The 21,743-nt window shown below is 69.7% G+C and carries 17 protein-coding genes; 13 read left to right on the forward strand and 4 right to left on the reverse strand.

Going from position 1 to position 21,743, the window contains the following annotated elements:
- Positions 1-245 precede the first annotated feature (245 nt).
- The 7 genes from deoC (at position 246) to QNO12_RS04535 (ending at position 8,885) form a co-directional block, all read left to right on the forward strand.
- Entirely contained in the window at positions 246-1,253 is a 1,008-nt protein-coding gene (gene deoC, locus QNO12_RS04505) for a deoxyribose-phosphate aldolase (protein ID WP_257502757.1), read from the forward strand.
- Positions 1,254-1,326: 73 nt separating this feature from the next.
- Entirely contained in the window at positions 1,327-2,862 is a 1,536-nt protein-coding gene (locus QNO12_RS04510) for an aldehyde dehydrogenase family protein (RefSeq protein ID WP_257502756.1), read from the forward strand.
- On the forward strand, positions 2,859-3,719 hold the full coding sequence (locus tag QNO12_RS04515; RefSeq protein ID WP_257502755.1) for an aldehyde dehydrogenase family protein: 861 nt from the start codon (positions 2,859-2,861) through the stop codon (positions 3,717-3,719). The genes QNO12_RS04510 and QNO12_RS04515 overlap by 4 nt, the downstream gene beginning before the upstream one ends.
- 97 nt (positions 3,720-3,816) lie before the next feature.
- Positions 3,817-4,716: a glycerophosphodiester phosphodiesterase gene (locus tag QNO12_RS04520; protein WP_257502754.1), complete on the forward strand. Its 900-nt coding sequence runs from the start codon at positions 3,817-3,819 to the stop codon at positions 4,714-4,716.
- 32 nt (positions 4,717-4,748) lie between these two features.
- The gene (locus QNO12_RS04525; RefSeq protein WP_257502753.1) at positions 4,749-5,393 is read left to right on the forward strand and encodes a hypothetical protein; all 645 of its coding nucleotides are present in this window, start codon (positions 4,749-4,751) and stop codon (positions 5,391-5,393) included.
- Between the two features lie 204 nt (positions 5,394-5,597).
- Positions 5,598-7,760: a DEAD/DEAH box helicase gene (locus tag QNO12_RS04530; protein ID WP_257502752.1), complete on the forward strand. Its 2,163-nt coding sequence runs from the start codon at positions 5,598-5,600 to the stop codon at positions 7,758-7,760.
- 96 nt (positions 7,761-7,856) lie between these two features.
- The gene (locus QNO12_RS04535) at positions 7,857-8,885 is read left to right on the forward strand and encodes an ATP-dependent 6-phosphofructokinase (protein ID WP_257502751.1); all 1,029 of its coding nucleotides are present in this window, start codon (positions 7,857-7,859) and stop codon (positions 8,883-8,885) included.
- 447 nt (positions 8,886-9,332) lie between these two features.
- Here the strand turns inward: QNO12_RS04535 and QNO12_RS04540 are convergent, their stop codons facing one another.
- The 3 genes from QNO12_RS04540 to QNO12_RS04550 all read right to left on the reverse strand — a co-directional run bounded on the left by QNO12_RS04540 (position 9,333) and on the right by QNO12_RS04550 (position 14,346).
- Entirely contained in the window at positions 9,333-10,265 is a 933-nt protein-coding gene (locus tag QNO12_RS04540; protein WP_257502750.1) for a putative endonuclease domain-containing protein, read from the reverse strand.
- 303 nt (positions 10,266-10,568) lie between these two features.
- Positions 10,569-12,686, reverse strand: coding sequence for a S9 family peptidase (locus QNO12_RS04545; protein ID WP_257502749.1), 2,118 nt, complete (start codon positions 12,684-12,686; stop codon positions 10,569-10,571).
- Between the two features lie 40 nt (positions 12,687-12,726).
- Positions 12,727-14,346, reverse strand: coding sequence for an MFS transporter (locus QNO12_RS04550; protein ID WP_257502748.1), 1,620 nt, complete (start codon positions 14,344-14,346; stop codon positions 12,727-12,729).
- 245 nt (positions 14,347-14,591) lie between these two features.
- On the opposite strand from QNO12_RS04550, the gene QNO12_RS04555 reads away from it, so the two are divergent.
- The 5 genes from QNO12_RS04555 (at position 14,592) to QNO12_RS04575 (ending at position 19,341) form a co-directional block, all read left to right on the forward strand.
- A complete protein-coding gene (locus QNO12_RS04555) occupies positions 14,592-15,887 on the forward strand; it encodes an inorganic phosphate transporter (protein WP_257502747.1) in 1,296 nt (431 codons plus the stop codon).
- Positions 15,884-16,219 (forward strand): peptidase, encoded by a 336-nt coding sequence (locus tag QNO12_RS04560; protein WP_257502746.1) that lies wholly within the window; start codon positions 15,884-15,886, stop codon positions 16,217-16,219. Before QNO12_RS04555 ends, QNO12_RS04560 begins: the two co-directional genes overlap by 4 nt.
- 35 nt (positions 16,220-16,254) lie before the next feature.
- Positions 16,255-17,166 (forward strand): phosphodiesterase, encoded by a 912-nt coding sequence (locus tag QNO12_RS04565; protein WP_257502745.1) that lies wholly within the window; start codon positions 16,255-16,257, stop codon positions 17,164-17,166.
- Between the two features lie 164 nt (positions 17,167-17,330).
- A complete protein-coding gene (locus QNO12_RS04570; RefSeq protein WP_257502744.1) occupies positions 17,331-18,815 on the forward strand; it encodes an aspartate ammonia-lyase in 1,485 nt (494 codons plus the stop codon).
- Positions 18,816-18,879: 64 nt separating this feature from the next.
- Complete coding sequence (locus QNO12_RS04575) at positions 18,880-19,341, forward strand: DUF4190 domain-containing protein (RefSeq protein ID WP_257502743.1); 462 nt, start codon at positions 18,880-18,882, stop codon at positions 19,339-19,341.
- Positions 19,342-19,409: 68 nt separating this feature from the next.
- On the opposite strand, the gene QNO12_RS04580 is transcribed toward QNO12_RS04575, so the two are convergent.
- Positions 19,410-20,276 carry a fumarylacetoacetate hydrolase family protein gene (locus QNO12_RS04580; protein ID WP_257502742.1) on the reverse strand — a complete coding sequence of 289 codons (867 nt, stop codon included), beginning with the start codon at positions 20,274-20,276 and terminating at the stop codon, positions 19,410-19,412.
- Between the two features lie 64 nt (positions 20,277-20,340).
- Between QNO12_RS04580 and QNO12_RS04585 the strand changes: the two genes are divergently transcribed.
- The gene (locus QNO12_RS04585; protein ID WP_257502741.1) at positions 20,341-21,573 is read left to right on the forward strand and encodes a PrsW family intramembrane metalloprotease; all 1,233 of its coding nucleotides are present in this window, start codon (positions 20,341-20,343) and stop codon (positions 21,571-21,573) included.
- The last annotated feature ends 170 nt before the right edge of the window (positions 21,574-21,743 follow it).

Consider the following 21,743-nt stretch of genomic DNA (forward strand, 5'->3'; position numbering starts at 1 on the left):
GGCCGGCGATGCGGCGCTGCTCGGCCCACTCCTGCCGCGCGGGCGAGGCAGGTGGCTCACGGCCGCGGGACGAAGCGCAGGGGTAGGCTTGAGACTCGGATCGAAGCTCGCCGCCGACGCGATCGCGGCAGCGCGGCGGGGACCCGGACGGGGTCGCCGGCCCGCACGGCAGCGGATGAGTGCCCGTGCGTCGCGGACTGCACACGGCACCACCCTCGCGGCGTGCTGAAGAAGGAGACAGAGCGATGAGCCGGACCGACCTGCAGACCTTGCCCGAACGCGCCGTGGAGCTGCTCGGCGGAGAACCGGACGACACCACCCTGAGCCGCTACCTGCACGGTCTTCCCGGCGTGGATGCGGTCGGGCTCGAGCAGCGCGCGGCCGGGCTCGGGACCCGTTCGATCAAGACGACCTCGAAGGCGTGGGCGCTGGACAAGATCATCCAGCTGATCGACCTGACCACGCTGGAGGGCGCCGACACCCCCGGAAAGGTGCGATCACTGGTCGCGAAGGCACTGTCGCCGGACGCCGCGGACCCCACCTGCCCGCGGGTCGCGGCCGTCTGCGTCTACGGCGACATGGTGCCGCATGCCGTCGCGGCGCTCGGCGGCGCGCACGGCGACCCGGACGACGGACTCGTGTCGATCGCGGCGGTGGCCACCGCCTTCCCGAGCGGTCGCGCGTCGCTGGAGGTCAAGCTCGCCGACACCGCGGATGCCGTCGCGGGCGGTGCGGACGAGATCGACATGGTGATCGACCGCGGCGCTTTCCTGGCCGGCCGGTACGGCGTGGTCTTCGACCAGATCGCCCGCGTGAAGCAGGCCTGCCGCCGGGCCGACGGCTCGTACGCGTCGTTGAAGGTGATCCTGGAGACCGGCGAGCTGAACACCTACGACAACATCAAACGTGCGTCGTGGCTGGCGATCCTCGCCGGCGGCGACTTCATCAAGACCTCCACCGGCAAGGTGCAGCCGGCTGCGACGCTGCCCACGACGCTGCTCATGCTCGAAGTCGTCCGCGACTGGCACCGCGCCACCGGCGAGAAGATCGGGGTCAAACCGGCCGGCGGCATCCGCACCTCCAAGGACGCGATCAAATACCTGGTGACGGTCGCCGAGACGGTCGGTGAGGAGTGGCTGCAGCCGCACCTGTTCCGCTACGGCGCGTCCAGCCTGCTCAACGACGTTCTGCTGCAGCGGCAGAAGATCCGCACCGGCGCGTACTCCGGCGCCGATTACGTGACCATCGACTGATCGGCGACCGCCGGACTCCGCCGCACGTCCGATTTCGCATCGCCGCCGTCGGCGGCTCCTCGAAAGGGATTCCATGACATTCCTCGAATACGCCCCCGCGCCCGAGTCGCGCAGCATCCTGAATCTGCGGGACGAGTACGGGCTGTTCATCGACGGCAGGTTCGTCGAGGGCACCGGCGCGAGCTTCGCGACCATCTCGCCCGCCGACGAGTCGCACATCGCGATGATCTCCTCCGCGAGCGAGGCCGACGTCGACACTGCCGTCGCCGCCGCACGCCGCGCCTACGACAAGACCTGGTCGAAGATGAGCGGCCGCGATCGCGGAAAGTACCTCTACCGGATCGCGCGCCTCATCCAGGAGCGGGCGCGGGAGCTCGCGGTGGCCGAGAGCCTGGACAACGGCAAGCCGATCAAGGAGAGCCGCGACGTCGACGTCCCTCTGGTCGCGGCCTGGTTCTTCTACTACGCGGGGTGGGCCGACAAGCTGGACTACGCCGGGCTCGGCGCCGATCCGCGGGCGCTCGGCGTGGCCGGACAGGTCATCCCCTGGAACTTCCCGCTGCTGATGCTGGCGTGGAAGATCGCCCCCGCACTGGCCGCCGGCAACACGGTCGTGCTCAAGCCGGCCGAGACGACCCCGCTGTCGGCGCTCGTCTTCGCCGAGATCCTGCAGCAGGCCGACCTCCCCCCTGGCGTGGTCAACATCATCACCGGCGCGGGTGAGACCGGCGCGGCCCTGGTCGCGCATCCCGATGTCGACAAGGTCGCCTTCACCGGCTCCACCGGCGTCGGCCGGGCGATCGCGAAGCAGGTCGCCGGCTCGGGCAAGAAGCTCACCCTGGAGCTCGGGGGCAAGGCCGCCAACATCGTCTTCGACGACGCGCCGATCGATCAGGCGATCGAGGGCATCGTGAACGGCATCTTCTTCAACCAGGGCCATGTGTGCTGCGCGGGAAGCCGGCTGCTGGTGCAGGAGAGCGTGCATGACGAGGTCATCGACCGGCTCAAGCAGCGGCTGTCCACCCTGCGCCTCGGCGATCCGCTGGACAAGAACACCGACATCGGCGCGATCAACTCGCGCGCGCAGCTGGATCGCATCCGCGCGCTGACGAAGGTCGGCGAAGACGAGGGCGCGGAGCGGTGGAGCGCCGACTGCGTGATCCCGGACAGCGGATTCTGGTTCGCGCCGACGATCTTCACCAACGTCCAGGCCAGTCACCGCATCGCACGCGAGGAGATCTTCGGGCCGGTGCTGTCGGTGTTGACCTTCCGCACCCCCGCCGAGGCGATCGCCAAGGCCAACAACACTCCGTACGGGCTGTCCGCCGGCATCTGGAGCGACAAGGGCTCCCGCATCCTCGCCGTCGCCGACCGTCTGCGCGCCGGTGTGGTCTGGGCGAACACATTCAACCGGTTCGACCCCGCGTCGCCGTTCGGCGGCTACAAGGAGTCCGGGTACGGCCGCGAGGGCGGCCGACACGGGCTGGCCGCCTACCTGGCCCCGGGCTCATCAGCTCCACGTGCCGGCCGCGCGGCGATCGCCGCCGCCCCGGCGCCGTCGCTTGCCGCCCGAACCCCGCGCGCCGCGAAGAAGGGAGCGAAGCGATGACCCGCCTCGCCGTACCCAAGACCTACAAGCTGTACATCGGGGGCGCCTTCCCGCGCAGCGAATCCGGACGGACCTACGCGATCGAAACGACCAAGGGCGAATTCCTCGCGAACGTCGCGAAGGCATCGCGCAAGGACGCCCGCGACGCGATCGTGGCCGCGCGCGGCGCGCTGAAGGCCTGGTCGGGCGCGACCGCGTACAACCGCGGTCAGGTGCTGTATCGGATCGCCGAACTGCTCGAGGGCCGACGCGCGCAGTTCATCGACGAGATCGTGCGCCTCGAGGGCGCCGGCGTCGCCGCGGCATCGGCACAGGTGGACGAGGCCATCGATCGATGGGTCTGGTATGCCGGGTGGACCGACAAGCACGCGCAGGTCACCGGCAATGCGAACCCCGTCGCAGGACCGTACTTCAACATCTCGGTGCCCGAGCCGACCGGGGTGGTCGCCGTCATCGCGCCGCAGGACTCCTCCCTGCTCGGGCTCGTGTCCGCCGTCGCCCCTCCGCTCGTGACCGGCAACACGGTCGTCGTGGTCGCCAGTGAGCGGCTGCCGCTGTCGGCCATCACCCTGGCCGAGGTGCTGGCCACCTCGGACGTGCCCGGGGGAGTGGTCAACGTCCTCACCGGCTCACCGGCCGAGATCGCACCCTGGCTCGCCTCCCACGCGGACGTGAACGCCCTGGACCTGGTCGGAGCGGGAAGCCTGGACTGGGTGGACCTGCAGATCGCGGCGGCGGACACGTTGAAGCGTGTCCTCACTCCCGAAGAGGGCCCCGATGCCGCGGCCCCGAGTCTGGACCGGATCAGCGCCTTCACCGAGACCAAGACGGTCTGGCATACCAAGAGCATGCTCTGACGGACCCCGCACGGGCTCGATAACGGAAAGGTAACGACGCATGTAGGGTGGTCGAACACGTCGACGCGGACGTGGGAACCGCCGGAGGACATGCCCGATGCCCGACGACCCCGTCGCCGATCCGCTCCGGAGCCGGCTGCACGCGCTGCTGATCGTCGGCGTGCTCGCCGTCGCGAGCCTGATCATCGCTTTCCTGGGGGCGACGCCGGCGCGCGTGAGTGCGACGGAGCTGCTCGGTTCGACCCGAACAGCAGGTGAGGCGGCTTTCATCGCCAGCCACCGCGGCGGCGGTGCGGCAGCCCCGGAGAACACCCTCCCGGCCATCTCGGCTGCGCTGGCGGGCGGCTTCGACTACGTCGAGGTGGATGTCGCCCTCACCGCCGACCGGCATCCCGTGCTCATGCACGATGTCACCGTGGACCGCACCACGGACGGTTCCGGCGCCCTGTCCACACTCACCCTCGCCCAGGTGCAGGCACTGGATGCCGGGTCCTGGTTCTCCGACGAGTACGCCGGCACGCCGGTGCCGACGTTCCACGAGTTCCTCGACGTTCTGGCGGACTCCAGCCACCGCGCCATCGTCGAGCTGAAGGGACAGTGGGATGCCGCGGCCGTGGCGGCGCTGATGGCCGAGGTGACGGTGCGCCGGCTCGAGCGGCGCATCGCGGTCTCCAGCTTCGACGCGCGGACCCTCGCCGCCGTCGGCACGGCTTCGCCGGTGGTCCCGCGGCTTTTCATCCTGCGTCACCTTCCGCGCGACCTCGTCCGTGCGGCGCGGGAGGCCGGGGTGCGCGGGATCGTGGTGAGCCGCCGCGCGCTCCTGGATCGTTCCGAGATCGTCGACGAGCTGCACGCGGCCGGGATCCGGGTCGTCGTGTACACCCTCAACAGCAACACGCAGTGGGATGAGGTCACCGCCCTCGGTGTGGACGGTATCGTGACCGACGATCCCGCAACACTGTCAACGTGGCAGCAGAGTGTCGCCGTCCAGCAGTAGCCATCGACCGGGATCCCGATACCGGAGGTTCCATGTCCCCCGCGTCCTCGCGTCGCTCGGCGCCCGCGCGCGCCGCCGCCGGCGTCGCAGCGGCGATCGCGCTGTGCCTCGGCCTGGCCGGCTGTCAGCCCGAGCCGTCGCCGACCGCGAGTCGGTCACCCTCGACGACCCCGTCCGCGACCGCCGCCCCGACTCCGACCCCGACCGAGACAGCCGCCGCCGGTGACTCCATCGAGCTGCCGACGGCGTGCGAACAGCTCTACTCCCCGGGGATGCTCGCCGCTCTGCAGGAGCAGGCGCCACTGAACGACCCCGGCGTCACGATGACCTCCACCCAGGTGGTCGGAGCGCTCGAGATCCTCAGCTCCGGCATCCCGACCATCCGCTGCTCGTGGGGCCTGCCCAGCGAGACGGGCCTGGCCACGAACGTCTCCCTCGTCGACGCCGCACAGTCCACAGCGCTCCTGGACGCGTTCGCGAACTCCGGGTTCGCCTGCGAGCCCAGCGGCGAGGGCACCATCTGCCGATACACGCAGACCGTCATCGACCTCGACGACAATCAGGTGGAGCTGACCGAGACGCACGTCCTGCGCGGCAACGGCTGGGTCTCGACTGCGACGATCAACTTCGCGCCCGAGGGATACACCGAAGACATCGTCGCCACCCTCTGGGGCTGAAACCCGCGCGATTCCGCTAGACTGGTCCGCGAGGATCTCGTCCCGACACGGCCGCAGCTCGCAGAAGCGAGTGCCCGCGGCCCGGAGGCGGCGACATCCCGTCCCGCGTTCGTGACGGCGTATGCCGCCCGCGGGAGCACGCCGACATCTCCGGTCCCGACCGGTCATCCGCCGGAGTATCCGGTACACACGCTCAGGAGGAGCATGCCGACCACGGCAACTGCCGCCCACGGCTCTGCGGCACAGCGCCGCAGGAAGCCCTCGTCTTCGCGCCGCGACGACGAGGCGCCGATCATCCCCATCCTCGCCCGCAAGGTGCGTGAGGTGGAGGCGAAGGCCCAGCGCGGCAAGCTCGGGCCCACCAACCGGGTCAAGTTCCAGGTGATCGCCTTCCTGGTGCGTGAAGAGCGTGCGCGGGTCAAGGCGGACACCGAGCTGGCCGACGCGGCCCGTGCCGAGCTGCTCAAGCGGCTGGACGGGGTCGCGACGATCCTGGCCAAGACCGCCGCACGCGACACGTCGCTGATCCAGCTGCTGGAGGTCGACCAGGCGGCGTCGCCGGTCGCACGACGGATGCGCCGCGACTGGCTGCTGGAATCCGGTGCCGAACTGGCGCCGGACGAACTGATCATCACCGACGTCGCCCCGCAGACGGCGACCGTGGTGCCGGCCGCCCTGGCCGAGCGCCAGGTCATCCCTCCGAGCATCGAGTCCCGGCAGATGGCCAATCCGTTCCTCGCCCCGGATCTGACCTCCCACGCGCCGAAGGAGACGCCGCGTCGTCGCCTGGACGGCTGGGAGCTGATGGGGCCGCTGTACAAGGCGTTCGAAACCGGCGCCGGCGGCGGGCAGGCCTCGATGGAGCTTCCCCCGGTTCCCGAGTTCGACCGGCTCTCGCCCAAGGGCTCCGAGATCATGGTGCACCAGTCGCGCTTCCTCGAATCGGTCCGGGCCGGGCACCGCACGTTCCTGCTCGCTGACGAGCCGGGACTGGGCAAGACCGCGGAATCCGTACTCGCGGCATCCGTCGCGGGCGCCTACCCGCTGCTGGCCGTGGTGCCGAACGTGGTCAAGATGAACTGGGCCCGCGAGGTCGAGCGCTGGACGCCGCAGCGTCGCGCCACCGTGATCTCCGGCGACGGCGAGGACGTCGACGCTTTCGCGGACGTCTTCATCGTCAACTACGAGATCCTGGACCGTCACCTGGCCTGGCTCAGCTCGATCGGGCTGAAGGGCATGGTCGTCGACGAGGCGCACTTCATCAAGAACCTCAGCTCGCAGCGCTCGCAGAACGTGCTCGCCCTGGCCGCCCGCATCCGCGAGCAGGTGCGCGACCCGCTCCTGCTGGCGCTGACCGGTACACCGCTGATCAACGACGTCGAGGACTTCGACGCGATCTGGCGCTTCCTCGGCTGGACCACGGGTGAGAAGCCCGGTCCGCTCCTGATGGAGCGCCTGGACGAGACGGGTCTGACTCCGGCCGACAAGGCGTTCTATCCCGAAGCCCGCAAGGCGGTCATCTCGATGGGGATCGTCCGGCGCAAGAAGAAGGACGTCGCCGCCGACCTGCCCGACAAGCTCGTGGCCGATCTTCCGGTCGAGCTGGACGACGAGTTCGGGCGCAGCATCCGCCAGGCCGAGCGTGAGCTCGGCGCACGTCTGGCCGACCGGTACCGCCGGATCATCGACGCCCGTGGAGCCCGCGGGCTGGCACCCGGCGAGATCGATCCGGACATCGTGCGACTCGTGGCCCAGAACGAACTGGACGAGTCCAAGGCTGCCGGCACCGGCTCGGAGAACGTCTTCACCATGGTCCGCAAGATCGGACAGGCCAAGGCGCTGCTGGCGGCGGACTACACCGTGCAGCTGCAGCGATCCGTCGGCAAGGTCGTCTTCTTCGCCAAGCACATCGACGTGATGGATGCCGCGGAGGCGCACTTCGCCGCCGCGGGTCTGCGCACGATCTCGGTGCGCGGCGACCAGACCACTCCGGCCCGCCAGCAGGCGATCGACGCGTTCAACAACGACCCGGACATCGGCGTCGCGGTCTGCTCGCTGACCGCGGCAGGCGTCGGGGTGAACATGCAGGCGGCATCCAACGTGGTCCTGGCGGAGCTGTCCTGGACCGCCGCCGAGCAGACGCAGGCGATCGACCGGGTGCACCGCATCGGGCAGGACGAGCCGGTCACCGCGTGGCGGATCATCGCGGCGCACACGATCGACACGAAGATCGCCGAACTCATCGACTCCAAGCAGGGGCTGGCGCAGCGTGCGCTGGACGGCGAAGCTGTCGACCCGCAGTCGAGCGATTCCGTGCAGCTCTCGGCGCTGATGCACCTGGTGCGTCAGGCGCTCGGGGCGGACTAGCGTCACCGGCCGACGCATGCGGCGGCCGCACCCCCGGCGGTAGGGTCGGGGGTGGCAGCGCCGCCCGATCGAAATCCGACAGCGAGGACCACACCCATGAAGATCGGCATCCTGACCAGCGGCGGCGACTGCCCCGGACTCAATGCGGTCATCCGGGGCATCGTGCTGAAGGGAACGACCAACTACGACGTCGAGTTCGTCGGCATCCGCGACGGGTGGCGCGGCGTCGTGGATGCCGACTTCTTCCCCCTCACCCGGCACGAGGTGAAGGGTCTGTCCAAGGTGGGCGGCACCATCCTCGGCACCAGCCGCACCAACCCGTACGACGGGCCCCGCGGCGGGGCGGAGAACATCTCCAAGACGCTGTACGGGCACCGTATCGACGGCATCGTCGCGATCGGCGGCGAGGGCACCCTCGCAGCGGCTGACCGGCTCGCCAGGGATGGCATCAACGTGCTGGGCGTTCCCAAGACGATCGACAACGACCTGCGCGGGACCGACTACTCGTTCGGCTTCGACACCGCGGTGAACATCGCCACGGAGGCGATGGACCGGCTGCGCACCACCGGCGACTCGCACCAGCGATGCATGGTCGCCGAGGTCATGGGCCGGCACGTGGGGTGGATCGCGTTGCATGCGGGGATCGCGGCGGGCGCGCACGCCATCTGCATCCCCGAGGTGCCGATGTCGATCGAGGACATCTGCGACCTGGTGTCCAAGGCGCACGACCGCGGCCGGGCGCCCCTCGTGGTCGTCTCGGAGGGCTTCACGCTCACCGGCATGGAGGGGGCCTACAGCGACAAGGGCCTGGACGCGTTCAACCGTCCCCGGCTCGGAGGCATCAGCGAGGTCCTCGCACCCGAGATCGAGCGGATCACCGGCATCGAGACGCGCTCGACCGTCCTCGGGCACATCCAGCGCGGCGGATCGCCCTCCGCGTTCGATCGCGTGCTGGCCACCCGTCTGGGTCTGCACACCGCGGATGCGATCGTGGAGGGCTCATGGGGGCAGATGGTCGCGATGCGCGGCACCGACATCGTCCGCGTCCCGTTCGCAGACGCGCTCGGGGAGCTCAACACTGTCCCGCTGTACCGCTACGAAGAAGCCGCAGCTCTCTTCGGCTGAGCCTCCCGCTCGCGCGTCCCACTTGTTGCTGCTCGGAGGCCCCGCAGGCAACGACAAGTGGGACACGGCCGGGGCGGTGCGGGGCTGCGGCGGCTGTGAGGCGGACGCTGCGGCATCCGCTGACCCTGGGTGTCCCACTTGTTGTTGCTCGGAGGCTCCGCAGGCAACGACAACTGGGACACGGGTGGCCGCGGCGGCCGGGGCGGTGCGGGGCTGCGGCGGCTGTGAGGCGGACGCTCCGGCATCCGCTGACCCTGGGTGTCCCACTTGTTGTTGCTCGGAGGCTCCGCAGGCAACGACAACTGGGACACGGGTGGCTGCGCCGGTGCGGGGACGCCCGCAGGCAACGACGACTGGGACATCGCCGGTCGCGGGACGCGGCCAGCGCGGCCCTCCCGCCGGGGCCGTGCCGCCGCGGCCGTGCCGCCGGGGTGGGAGCGGGGGCTATCACCCACCTCGTGGGCGCGCCCAGCCCGCTGCATACAGGGCGTCGCGGACCATGTCGACCGCGCGGGGAGGACGCCCGCGCATGTGATGACGCAGGATCCGCACGTGGGTCCACCCCGCGCGCGCGATCGCACTCCATCGATCGGCGTCGGCCTCGAACTGGCGCGGGTCATCCGCGTGCACGCGACCGTCATACTCCACGCCGACGCGAAGAGCCGGATACGCCAGGTCCAGCCGGGCGATGAGCCGTCCGCGGTCATCCCGCAGCTCCCAATTCAGCTCCGGTTCCGGAAGGCCGTTGCGAGTGAGGACGAGTCGAAGCCGGGTCTCCTCCGGCGACTCCGCCCCTGCGCGCACCTCACGGAGCGCCCGCGCGAGCATGCGTCCGGAGACGTCTCCCATCGTCCGCACTTCCTCGCGCAGCTCGTCGATCGTCGCCAGCGGGCGGCGGCGGGCGATCAGGAAATCGGCGGCGGCGATCAGATCATCGATCGCCCAGGCGATCCCGGCCTGGCGCCAGGCGCGCACGGGGTGCTCGACGGGAAGCCCGTCCACGAGCGTCACGGCGGATTCACGGGTCTGCAGCCGGTGCCCGACGACACCCCGCGTGCGTGGTTCGCGGGCTGGACGGTGGGCGGACACGTGGATGCCGGGACGGTGCGGCCACCGCGGCAGCGGTGCTCCGACGAGGGCGAGCGCGGTCTCGTGACTGAAGAACTGGAAGTCCCTGAGCCGCGGGGCGATCACCTCGCACTGGTGGCGCAGCGACGGCGGAGCGTCCTGGTCCGCAGTCACGGCGATTCGGATGCCGTGGAACGGCGCGGACAGGTCGGCGGCGCGCAGCCGCTGCGGCGTGACGCCGGCGGCAATCGCCTCGGCGAAGCTGAACCCGCGATCGCGGAGGTCGTCGGGTAGTTCTGAGGGACGCGGCATCCTGAATCATGATCCGGTGCCGCGGCTCCTCATGCCCACGCCGCCGGGTCGGTGCGTATGTCCGGCGCGGAGCTGCCCTGGGGAGGAGCGGTCGCCCGATTGCTGTGTCCCGGTTGTTGTTGCCCCAGCGCCCCGGTGGCAACAACAACCGGGACACGCGCAGAGGGGACGGATGCCGCGGCGCGGGCACCGGGCCGCGGCCCCAGACCCAGACCCAGACCCAGACCCAGACCCAGACCCAGACCCAGACCCAGACCCAGCCCCAGCCCCAGCCCCAGACCCCGGCCCGCACCCGGGCACGGGTCAGGCGTCAGCGACGCCCAAGACATCCAGCAGCCAGGCGAGCTCGAACGCGCGCTCCCGCCACGCGTTGTACCGGCCGCTGACCCCGCCGTGGCCGGCCACCATCTCGCACTTCAGCAGCGCATCGGCGCCGACCTCCCGCAGCCGCGCCACCCACTTGGCAGGCTCGACGTACATCACCCGGGTGTCGTTGAGTGAGGTCACCGCGAGGATCTTCGGGTACGCGGCATCCGATCGCACGTTCTCGTACGGCGAGTAAGACTTCATGTACGCGTACACGTCCGCGTTGTGCAGCGGATCGCCCCACTCGTCCCACTCGATGACCGTGAGCGGCAGGGACGGGTCCAGGATCGTGGTCAGCGCGTCCACGAACGGCACATCCGCCAGGATGCCGGCGAACAGCTCGGGCGCGAGGTTGGCGATCGCGCCCATCAGCAGCCCGCCCGCGCTGCCGCCCTCGGCGACCAGGCGGTCCGGGCTGGTGTACCCGTGGTCGATCAGATGCCGCGCGCTGTCGACGAAGTCGGTGAACGTGTTGCGCTTGTTCAGCAGCTTGCCGTCCTCGTACCACTGGCGCCCCATCTCCCCGCCACCGCGCACGTGCGCGACGGCGAAGATCACGCCGCGATCCAGCTCCGACAGGCGGGGGATCGAGAAGCCCGGCTCGATCGAGTGCTCGTAGGAGCCGTACCCGTACAGGTGAACCGGACGGGACGTCTGGCCGGGCTCGCCGAACGAGCGCTTCCAGACCAGTGAGAGCGGGATCTGCGTGCCGTCCTGCGCCGTCGCCCACACGCGCGCCTGCCCATAGTCCTCGGGTTCGTATCCGCCCAGCACGGGCTGCCGCTTGCGCAGCAGCAGCTCGCCGGTGGCGACCTCGTAGTCGAACACGGTGCCGGGGGTGACGAAGGAGCCGTAGCCGAGGCGGATGAGCGGCGGAGCCCACTCCGGGTTGCCGCCGCTGCCGACGGAGTACAGCGGCTCGTCGAACTCGAGTTCCGCGACGGACCCGTCCGAGTAGTCCAGCATCCCGAGCCGGGCGAGCCCGGCGCGGCGATAGGCGATGACCCCCCAGTCCCGGAACGTCGAAACTCCCAGCAGGCGCTGCCCGGGACGGTGCGGCACGACGATCTCGCGTGCTCCGGTGGGATCGGATGCCGTCACCCGGACCAGCTCGAAATCCAGAGCGCCGTCGTTGTGCAGGATGAACAGCACGTCCTCGCCGTCGATGACGGCATGCGAGGAGTCGTATTCGACGCCCTCCCTGCGCGGCCAGATCACACGGGGCGCGGAACGCAGGTCGCCGGCATCCACCAGCCATTCCTCGGAGGTGATGGACGAGCCCATCCCGATCACGAGGAAGCGGTCGCTGCGGGTGAAGCCCGCGCCGACCCAGAACCGCTCGTCCGGCTCGTGGAAGAGCTTCTCGTCGCTCTGGACGGGCGTGCCCAGCTCGTGCAGCCACACGGTGTCCGGACGCCACGCGTCATCGACGGTCGTGTAGACGATGAACCGGCCGTCGGGCGAGAACGTCGCGCCCGCGAAGGTGTCGGGGATCTCGTCGGGCAGCTGCGCGCCGGAGACCAGGTCGCGCACCCGGACGGTGTAGCGCTCATCGCCGGCGACGTCCACTCCGTAGAGCATGAGGTCACCGGCGGTGGTCACCTCGAAGCTGCCGAGCGAGAAGAACTCGTGGCCGTCCGCTTCGACGTTCCCGTCGAGCAGGACCTGCTCGCCGGCGACCGGCGCGTCGCCGGCCAAGTCCGGCGGTGTCCAGTCGTCCGGGGCGGCCAGTGGCGCGCGGCACTGGATGCCGTACTGCTTGCCCTCGACGGTGCGGCCGTAGTACCACCAGTCGCCGCGGCGCGTCGGCACGGACAGATCGGTCTCGAGCGTGCGTCCCTTGATCTCGGTGAAGATCTCCTCCCGCAGTCCGGCCAGGTGCGCGGTGCGCGCGCGGGTGTAGGCGTTCTCGGCCTCCAGGTGCGCCAGGACCGCGGCGTCCTCTTTGCCGCGGAACCACTCGTATGCGTCCTGCACGTCGTCGCCGTGATGGCTGCGGATGACGGGATTGCGCGCGGCGACGGGCGGGCTGGGGGGAACGGCGTCGGTGGTCACCGTCCCACGGTATCCGACGAATTCCGGCGCACGGTCGCCGCTAGCCCGGGGGAGCCGGCTGAGCCGCCGCGCGCGGGAGCGGCACCTGGTTCGGGATGCCACGCGAGACCAGCAGCGAGAGGACGGCCAGCACGATCAGACCGAACAGAGCAATCCGCAGCGATGTGAGCTGCGAATCCACGTAGATCTGCTCGAGCGTGGTGGCGTCGTCGCTGTCCAGCCCCGCCTCGCCGGCGATCGTGTCGACGCTCGAGGCAGGCACGATCGCGACGCCACCCTCGGTGCGCTCGTCGACGATCGACTTCGTCTGCTCGGACAGGTCGCTGGCGCCCACCCCGCCGGCGAAAGAGGTGGCCAGGGCGCCGATCAGGATCGAGCCGATCAGCGCGGTGCCCAGAGAGGAGCCGAGGTTCTGGAACACGCCTTGCAGACCGCCGACCTCGCTGGTGTCCTTCTCGGTCACGGCCGACATGTTGACGTTGCCCAGCTGAGAGGCCAGCAGTCCCAGCGCCGTCCCCGCGAAGAACATGCCGGCACCGAAGGCGAGGCCGGCCAGCTGTGGCTCCACGGCGGTCAGCAGCAGGATCGAGCTGGCGACCAGGATCCACTGGCCGATTCGCACGATCCGGCGCGGGGACCATCGCGACGACAACCGGGTTCCCACGAATGAGAAGACGATCAGCGAGACCGAGAGCGGGAAGATCCGCACGCCGGTCTCCAGCGCATCCAGTCCCAGGGTCATCTGCAGGTACACCGGCACCATGAAGAACAGGCCGGCGGTGATCGCGTACTGCGCGCCCAGAACGCTCAGCCCGCTGCGCAGCTGCCGGATGGAGAGCAGGTCCACGTGCAGGAGCGGCTCGCGGCCGGCCGCGACCAGGTGACGCTGTCGGGAGAAGAACAGGACGAGCAGCACGATGCCGGCGAGGATGAGCCACGCGCTCAACGAGATGCCGAGCGGAGCGATCTCGACGCCGTCGACCTCGGGGGAGTGCAGCGGCACGATCCATCCCCAGGTCTTGGTCTGCAGCATCCCGTACACGACCGCCACCAGGCCGGCCGCGGACATCAGCACACTCAGCAGATCGATCCGGATGCTGCGGCGCGAGGACGTTTCGCCGATGCGCCCGGCGAAGAGCACCACGATGATCATGATGACGACCTCGCCGGCGAACACCCACCGCCAGTTGAGGTACGTCGTGATGAAGCCCCCGATCAGCGGTCCCGCAGCCACCGCGCCACCGGAGACCGCCCCGATCACCGCGAATGCGGTGATCCGATCCCGGCCGTCGTAGTTGTCGGCGATCAGTGCGGCCACCGCGGGGATCACCAGGACGGCGCCGAGCCCCTCGAAGATCGACCAGCCCAGGAACAGCACCGCCATGTTCGGGCTCAGCGCCGTGGTCAGTGAGCCGGCGGAATAGATCAGGGAGCCGATCACGAGCGCGCGGCGGCGACCCCAGACGTCGCCGAGCTTGGCGCCCAGCAGCATCACCGATGCCATGGTCAGGGTGTAGAACGTGATCGCCGACTGCATAGCGGTGACCGTGCTGTGCAGATCGGCCACCACCGTCGAGATCGACACGTTCATCACCGTGCCGTCCAGGACCATCACGAACTGGGCCGCGCTGAGGATCAGGACGACGGACCACTTCTTCATCTGCCCCCGAATCCGCCCCGGCGCGGGCGATCGACCACCACTGAACACCATGGGGGATGCCGCGCCCGGGCGCAACGGGAGGCCTGCGCGGGCCGAGCCTGGCAACTGGCTGAGTTGACCGCAGAGTTGGCCGGTGTAAGGATTCTTCTGGCCGGTTGCCGGTTCCTGAATTCCCCGTGAACTCTTCGTTCGCAGACGCCGATCACGTCGGCACCCCTTACTTTCACTCTCTCGGAAAGCAAACGGTGGAAACCGCAACCCTGATCGTCGTGCTGGTCATCGGACTGGCACTGTTCTTCGACTTCACGAACGGCTTCCACGACACCGCGAATGCGATGGCGACGCCCATCGCCACCGGTGCACTCAAGCCCAAGGTCGCGGTGCTGCTTGCCGCGGTCCTGAATCTGGTCGGCGCCTTCCTGTCCACCGAGGTGTCCAAGACCATCTCGCACGGCATCATCCGCGAGGACGAGATCAATTCCGCGGCGTTCCTGCCGCTGATCTTCGCGGGCCTGATCGGCGCGGTCACCTGGAACATGCTCACGTGGCTGCTCGGCCTGCCGTCCAGCTCCTCGCACGCGCTGTTCGGCGGCCTGATCGGGGCGACGCTGGTCGGGGCCGGCTGGATGGCCATCGACTACGGCGTGGTGCTCGGGAAGGTGATCCTGCCCGCGGTGCTCGCGCCGCTCACCGCCGGGCTGATCGCCTTCGCCGCCACCCGGATCGCGTACGCCATCACCCGGCGCTACGACTCCAAACCCGACGGACGCGACGGCTTCCGCTGGGGTCAGATCTTCACCTCATCGCTGGTGGCACTCGCGCACGGCACGAACGACGCGCAGAAGACGATGGGCGTGATCACCCTGACCTTGATCATCGCGGGCTGGCAGAGCACCACGCAGGACGACCCGCAGCTGTGGGTCATCCTCGCCTGCGGCATCACCATCGCGCTCGGAACGTACATGGGCGGCTGGCGGATCATCCGCACGCTGGGCAAGGGCCTGACGGACGTCAAACCAGCACAGGGCTTCTCGGCCGAATCCTCCACGGCAGCGACGATCCTCGCCTCCAGCGCGCTCGGCTTCGCCCTCTCCACGACACAGGTCGCCTCCGGATCGGTCATCGGGTCGGGACTGGGACGGCGCGGCTCGAAGGTCCGCTGGCGGACCGTGGGCCGGATCATGATCGGATGGCTCCTGACCCTGCCCGCAGCGGGTGCGGTCGGTGGACTGGCCGCGCTGGTCGTCGCCTGGCTGGGCGGGTGGGGCATTCTGATCGACGCGGTCGCCGCCGTCGCGATCATCTTGACGATCTTCCTGCTGTCCCGGCGCAACGCCGTCACGGCATCCAACGCGATGAGCGAGGTGGCGGAGTCCGGAACGGCCGTGAAGGTCAAGCGCAACCCGCCGCCCACCCGTCGGCAGCGGGCGTCCATGCGCTCCGCGCCGCGGAGAGCCGAGCCTCCGCTGAGGACCGACGCCCCGACGAAGACCGAGGTGCTCCTGACCCCCGAGGCTCCCCGCAAGGAGGAGTCGAAATGACCCTGACCATCGACTGGCTGGCGTTCATCGAGGTCTTCGTCGCCGCACTGCTGGCCGCTGTCGTCGTGGTGGGCTCCTACTCGCTGGGGCTGCGTCTTCTCGTGCGCGCCGGCCGCGTGCCGGTCGTCGCGCCGGCGGAATTCACCGATGCGATCGCGGTCATCACCGAGAAGGAGTCCAAGCGCGCAGCCAAGGCCGCAGCCAAATCGGCCCGGAAAAGCCCTCTGACGGCGCAGCAGCGCCAGGTCGCGGCGGTCGGCGCCTACGCCTGCTTCGTGCTGTGCGGGCTCGCCGTGCTCGGCGGCCTGATGCTGATCATCCTCACCCGCTGAGCAGGCGCGTCGGCGTCCGCGCTTAGGCTGACTGCATGGACGAGGCATCCGTGCAGTTCGGGCAGTACGCCCCCGCCCTGCGTACGATCGTGCACCTGAGCGACACGCACCTGCTGGCCGGGAACGTACCCCTGGGCGGGCACTACGACGCCGGCGCGAACCTGCACCGCACCCTCACGGCCGTCGAGCGTCTCGGGATCCGCCCCGATGCCATCGTCTTCACCGGCGACCTGACCGACCTCGGCGAGCCGGAGGCGTACGCGGCTCTGCGCGGCGCCGTGGAACCGCTCGCCGAGCGGCTCGGGGCGCCGGTGGTATGGGTGGCCGGCAATCACGACGAGCGTCCCGCCCTGCGCCGTGGCCTGCTCGACCTGGAGCCCACCGAGCAGCCCGTGACCGGCGTCCGGGACCTGGGCGGGCTGCGCCTGGTCGTGCTGGACACCACGGTGCCCGGCTGGCACCACGGGGAGCTGGACGAGTCCCAGCTGCAGTGGCTGCGGGCCGTGCTGTCCGAGCCGGCCCCCCTCGGCACACTCGTCGCGATGCACCACCCTCCGCTGCCCTCGCACCTGCCGCTGTTCGACATCCTCGAGCTGCGGGAGCAGCCGCGGTTGGCCGAGGTGCTTGCCGGCACCGACGTGCGCGGCATCCTGGCCGGTCATCTGCATCATTCGACGAACGGCACCTTCGCCGGAATCCCGGTCAGCGTCGCCGCGGCCACCTGTTACACGATGAACCTCGCGCGCCCGGCGGTGGATGTCAACGGGATGGATGCCGGACAGTCGTTCCACCTCGTCCATGTCTACGAGGACACCATCACGCACGCCGTCGTCCCGGTGGTGGACGCTCCGACCGGCGATTACTTCTCCGCGGAGTGGGTGCAGCGGATGGCCGCGCTGACCCCCGCCGAGAGGCTCGAGGCGTTCTCACGCAAACGCCGGGCGTGAGCCGGCGGCACGCCGCGGTCGAACTGGACCACAGCCCGCCGCGCTCTCCCTCGCGTACACCGGGAGCGCCCGCACTGTCCGGCCGGTACGGGTTGCGGCGCGGCCGGCGCGGGTAGGGTCGAAGCAACTTCACACCGCCGTGATCGACCCACAAGGACATGCACATGGCTCTGGACGCACTGACGCGCACTCGCACCGAAACCGATTCGCTGGGCTCACTCGAGATCCCTGCCGATGCCTATTGGGGCATCCACACCGCACGGGCACTGGAGAACTTCCCGATCTCCAAACGCCCCATCTCCGTGTACAAGGACCTCGTCCGCGGCCTGGCGATGGTCAAGCAGGCCTCCGCCCGGGCGAACCGGGAGATCGGGGCGCTGGATCCGGCCAAGGCCGATCTCATCGACCGAGCGTCGCAGCTGGTCATCGACGGACAGTTCCACGACCAGTTCGTCGTGGGCGTCATCCAGGGCGGCGCGGGCACATCGACCAACATGAACGCGAACGAGGTGATCACCAACATCGCGCTCGAGCTGGCCGGCCGGGACAAGGGCGACTACGCGTTCCTGTCGCCGATCGATCACACCAACCGCAGCCAGTCCACCAACGACGTGTATCCCACTGCCATCAAGGTCGGTCTCGGACTGGATCTGCTCACGCTGCTGGAGGAGCTGGATCTGCTGCGCCGGGCGTTTCTGACCAAGGCGGTCGAGTTCCACGACCTGCTCAAGGTGGGTCGCACGCAGCTGCAGGACGCCGTGCCGATGACGCTCGGGCAGGAGTTCCATGGGTTCGCGACGACCCTCGGTGAGGACTACAGCCGCCTCAAGGAGAACGCGTACCTGCTGTGCGAGATCAACATGGGGGCCACCGCGATCGGCACCGGCATCACCACGCACCCGGACTACGGAACGGCGGTCCTGCGCCATCTGCGTGAGATCAGCGGGCTGGACCTGGACACTGCCACCGATCTTGTCGAATCGACCAGTGACACCGGCGCGTTCATGTCCTTCTCGTCCTCGCTCAAACGCAACGCCGTCAAGCTGTCCAAGATCTGCAATGATCTGCGGCTGCTCTCCAGCGGTCCGCAGGCCGGGTTCGGGGAGATAAACCTGCCGGCCCGCCAGGCCGGCTCGAGCATCATGCCCGGCAAGGTCAACCCGGTGATCCCCGAGGTCGTCAACCAGGTGGCCTTCGCCGTGGTCGGCGCCGACATGACCGTCACCATGGCAGTGGAGGCGGGTCAGCTGCAGCTGAATGCGTTCGAACCGGTGATCGCCCACTCGCTCTTCCAGTCCATCACCTGGATGCGGCGGGCCATGCACACGCTGCGCGTCAACTGCGTGGTGGGCATCACCGCCAACCACGAGCGTCTGGGTGCGATGGTCGGTGCCTCCGTCGGCGTCATCACTGCGCTCACGCCGTTCATCGGCTATGCGGCGGCGGCTGCTCTGGCCAAGACGGCGCTGCTGACCGGACGCAATGTCGCCGATCTGGTCGTCGAGGCCGGGCTGATGGATCGCCATGACGTGATCAAGCAGCTCTCTCCGGCACGCCTGTCGGGTCTGGAGATCATCACCGCCGCGATCCCCGTCATACCGCGGTCGACCCCGGATCCCGACCCGGGCGTGTGGGCGCCGGACATCTGAGGATTGCCGCGCCGAGCCGCTGACCGCTAGCGTCGAAGTCCAAGCATCCTTGAGAGGCGCTCCCATGACCGATCCACAGCCCCCGGACGTCCCGGCCCCCAACGACTACAACCGGCCCCCCGCGCCCCCCGCCTACAACGCGCCGCCGCCGGCCAATCAACCCGCCTACGGGCAGCAGTCCTACTCGGCAGCGCCTCCGGCACCGTACGGCGACCCGGCGAACCCGACCATTCCCGGCAAGACCATGGGCATCGTCGCGTTCATCCTGTCGTTCTTCGTCCAGCTCGTCGCGCTGATCCTCGGCATCGTCGCTCTCGTGCAGAGCCGCAAGGCCGGATACCCGAACGGCTGGGCGCTGGCCGCGATCATCATCAGCTCGGTGCTGATCGTGATCGGCATCATCGTCGCGATCTTCCTGTTCATCGCTTTCGGAGCGGCTGCCGCGGAGTACGCGCGTCTGTGCGCGGAGTACGGCAGCGGTGTCCACGAGATCAACGGCGTCACCGTGACGCTGACCTGTTCGTAACGCCGATCTGATCGGGAGAGCCGCCGGTGCCGCGAGGGCACCGGCGGCTCTCGCGTTGCGGGGTGCCGTCAGTCCAGGATGCGGCAATGCGTCGTCAGGGCGCCGATGCCGTCGATGCCCACGGTCACCGTGGAACGGTCCCGCAGGAACACCTGCGGGTCGCGGGAGTACCCGGCACCCCCGGGGCTCCCGGTCGAGATCAGCGTGCCGGGCAGCAGCGTGGCCGACGTGGACAGGTGCGAGACCAGCGTGGCCACCGGGCGCACCATCTGGCTGGTCGAGGCGTCCTGAAGCGTGTGTCCATCCACGACCGTCCAGATGTGCAGGTCCTGCGGATCGGGGACCTCGTCGGCCGTCACCACGAACGGTCCGGTGGGGGTGAACCCGTCGAAGGACTTGCAGCGCGACCACTGCGCCTCGGAGTACTGGATGTCGCGCGCGGTGATGTCGTTGACCACGGTGTAGCCCCACACGTGGGACAGGGCGTCCTCCGGTGAGACGTCCTTCGCCGGGGTGCCGATGATCACGCCCAGCTCCGCCTCGTAGTCGATGGACTCGCTGAGGGACCGCGGCCAGGTCGTGGTCTTGTCGTGTCCGCTGAGCGAGTTGGGCCAGAGCACGAACACGGTGGGCGTGGAATCCGTCTGCAGCCCCAGCTCGCTGGAGTGCGCCGAGTAGTTCAGCCCGATCGCCAGCACCACCGGGGGAGTGAGCACCGCGGAGGCGAATCCGACATCGGCGAGCGGATGCCGAGGGCCGTCGTGGGACGAGGCATCCCGCACTCGATCGAGCAGTTCGTCGCCGCCGGCGATGAGCTCCTCCAGATAGCGGGGGGCGCCGGCGAAGAGATCCTCGACGAGGATCGCCGTCTCTCCCTGCACCACCGCAAGCCTCGGCTCTTCGCACGCAGGCAGGGTCACATGGGCGAAACGCATTGTTCTACGTTACCCGCCGGTTCGGGCGCCCGGTGCGGCCGGTCCGCAGCCCTAGGCTGTGCGCATGACGAATCCACCGGGCCCGTTCGACGCCCGGACGCCCTCCGCCCGACCGTCCCTCACCCCGCCGGCGTTCGCCTCCCCGCTCGCGCAGCCCCGCGTGGCCCCCGGCGCGTCGATCCCGGTCGCCACGGCCTCGCCGGCGGTCGTGCCGGTACCCCCGCGGAAGGGACGCACGGCGCCGGTGTGGATCAGCGGCATCCTCGTACTGATCCTGGTCGGGCTGGTCGGCTACTTCCTCAACGCCATCGGTCCCGGCGCGTCGATCATCGGCATGATCCTCGCGTTCGTCCCCCTCGTCGCGGTGCTGCTGGCGGTGCGCATCATCGACCGATGGGAGCCGGAGCCCAAGGGGCTGCTGCTGTTCGCGGTGGCCTGGGGCGCGATCGCCGCAGTCGGCATCACCCTGGGTGTCGACATCCTGATCACGATGATCCTGGGCGCGGACGACTCGCAGATCCGGGACGCGTTCGCCGCCGTCGTGCAGGCACCCCTCGTCGAGGAGTTCGCGAAGGGCCTCGGGGTCTACCTGATCTTCCTGACCGCGCGTCGCGCCTTCGACGGTCCCATCGACGGCGTCGTCTACGGCGCCCTGGTGGGGGCCGGCTTCGCCTTCACCGAGAACATCCAGTACTTCGCCATCAGCCTCATCGAGGGCGGCGTGGGCGATGTCTCGGTGACCTTCTTCGTGCGCGGCATCCTGTCCCCGTTCGCGCACGTGATGTTCACCAGCGTCACCGGCTTCGCCCTCGGACTCGCGGCCCGGCGCGGCGCACGCGGCGGCCGGGCGGCGGGGCCATGGGTGCTGGGCGTGCTCGGCGCGACGGCGCTGCATGCGCTGTGGAACGGCTCCGCCGTGTTCGGCGACTTCTTCGCCCTCTATCTGACGCTGCAGGTTCCGCTGTTCGTCGGATTCATCCTCGGCATCATCGCGCTGCGACGTGAGGAAGCACGGCTGACCCGGGCGCGGCTGGGCGACTACGCCACGGCGGGATGGTTCACCCCGCAGGAGGTGGACATGCTCGCGACCGCGCCCGGCCGGCGCGCGGCGCTGGCGTGGGCGCGCACTCTGCGCGGAGACCGCACCGCGATCATGAAGGAGTTCATCTCCGACGCCACGGCGCTCGCGGCAGCACGCCAGCGCGCGATCAGCGGCCGCGATGCCGACGCGCGCGAAGACGAGCACGTCCTGCTGGCGCGGACCCGGGCGGCCCGCGCGGCGATGTTCGCGCCCTGATCCGCAAGGGCACGCGGCACGCGCGATCTCATCCCCGGGCGGGCCGTACAGAACCCAGCGCCCGGTGCCGCGGCAAAGCCTGCGTGACGTCCGGGCGCTGAGTCGGCCTGTCATCAGGGTGCCCCGGTCGGGCGCGTCGTGTCAAGGGCGCCGTCTCCAGCGCTCTCGCT

This window comes from Microbacterium sp. zg-B185 (assembly GCF_030246885.1).
GTDB lineage: Bacteria > Actinomycetota > Actinomycetes > Actinomycetales > Microbacteriaceae > Microbacterium.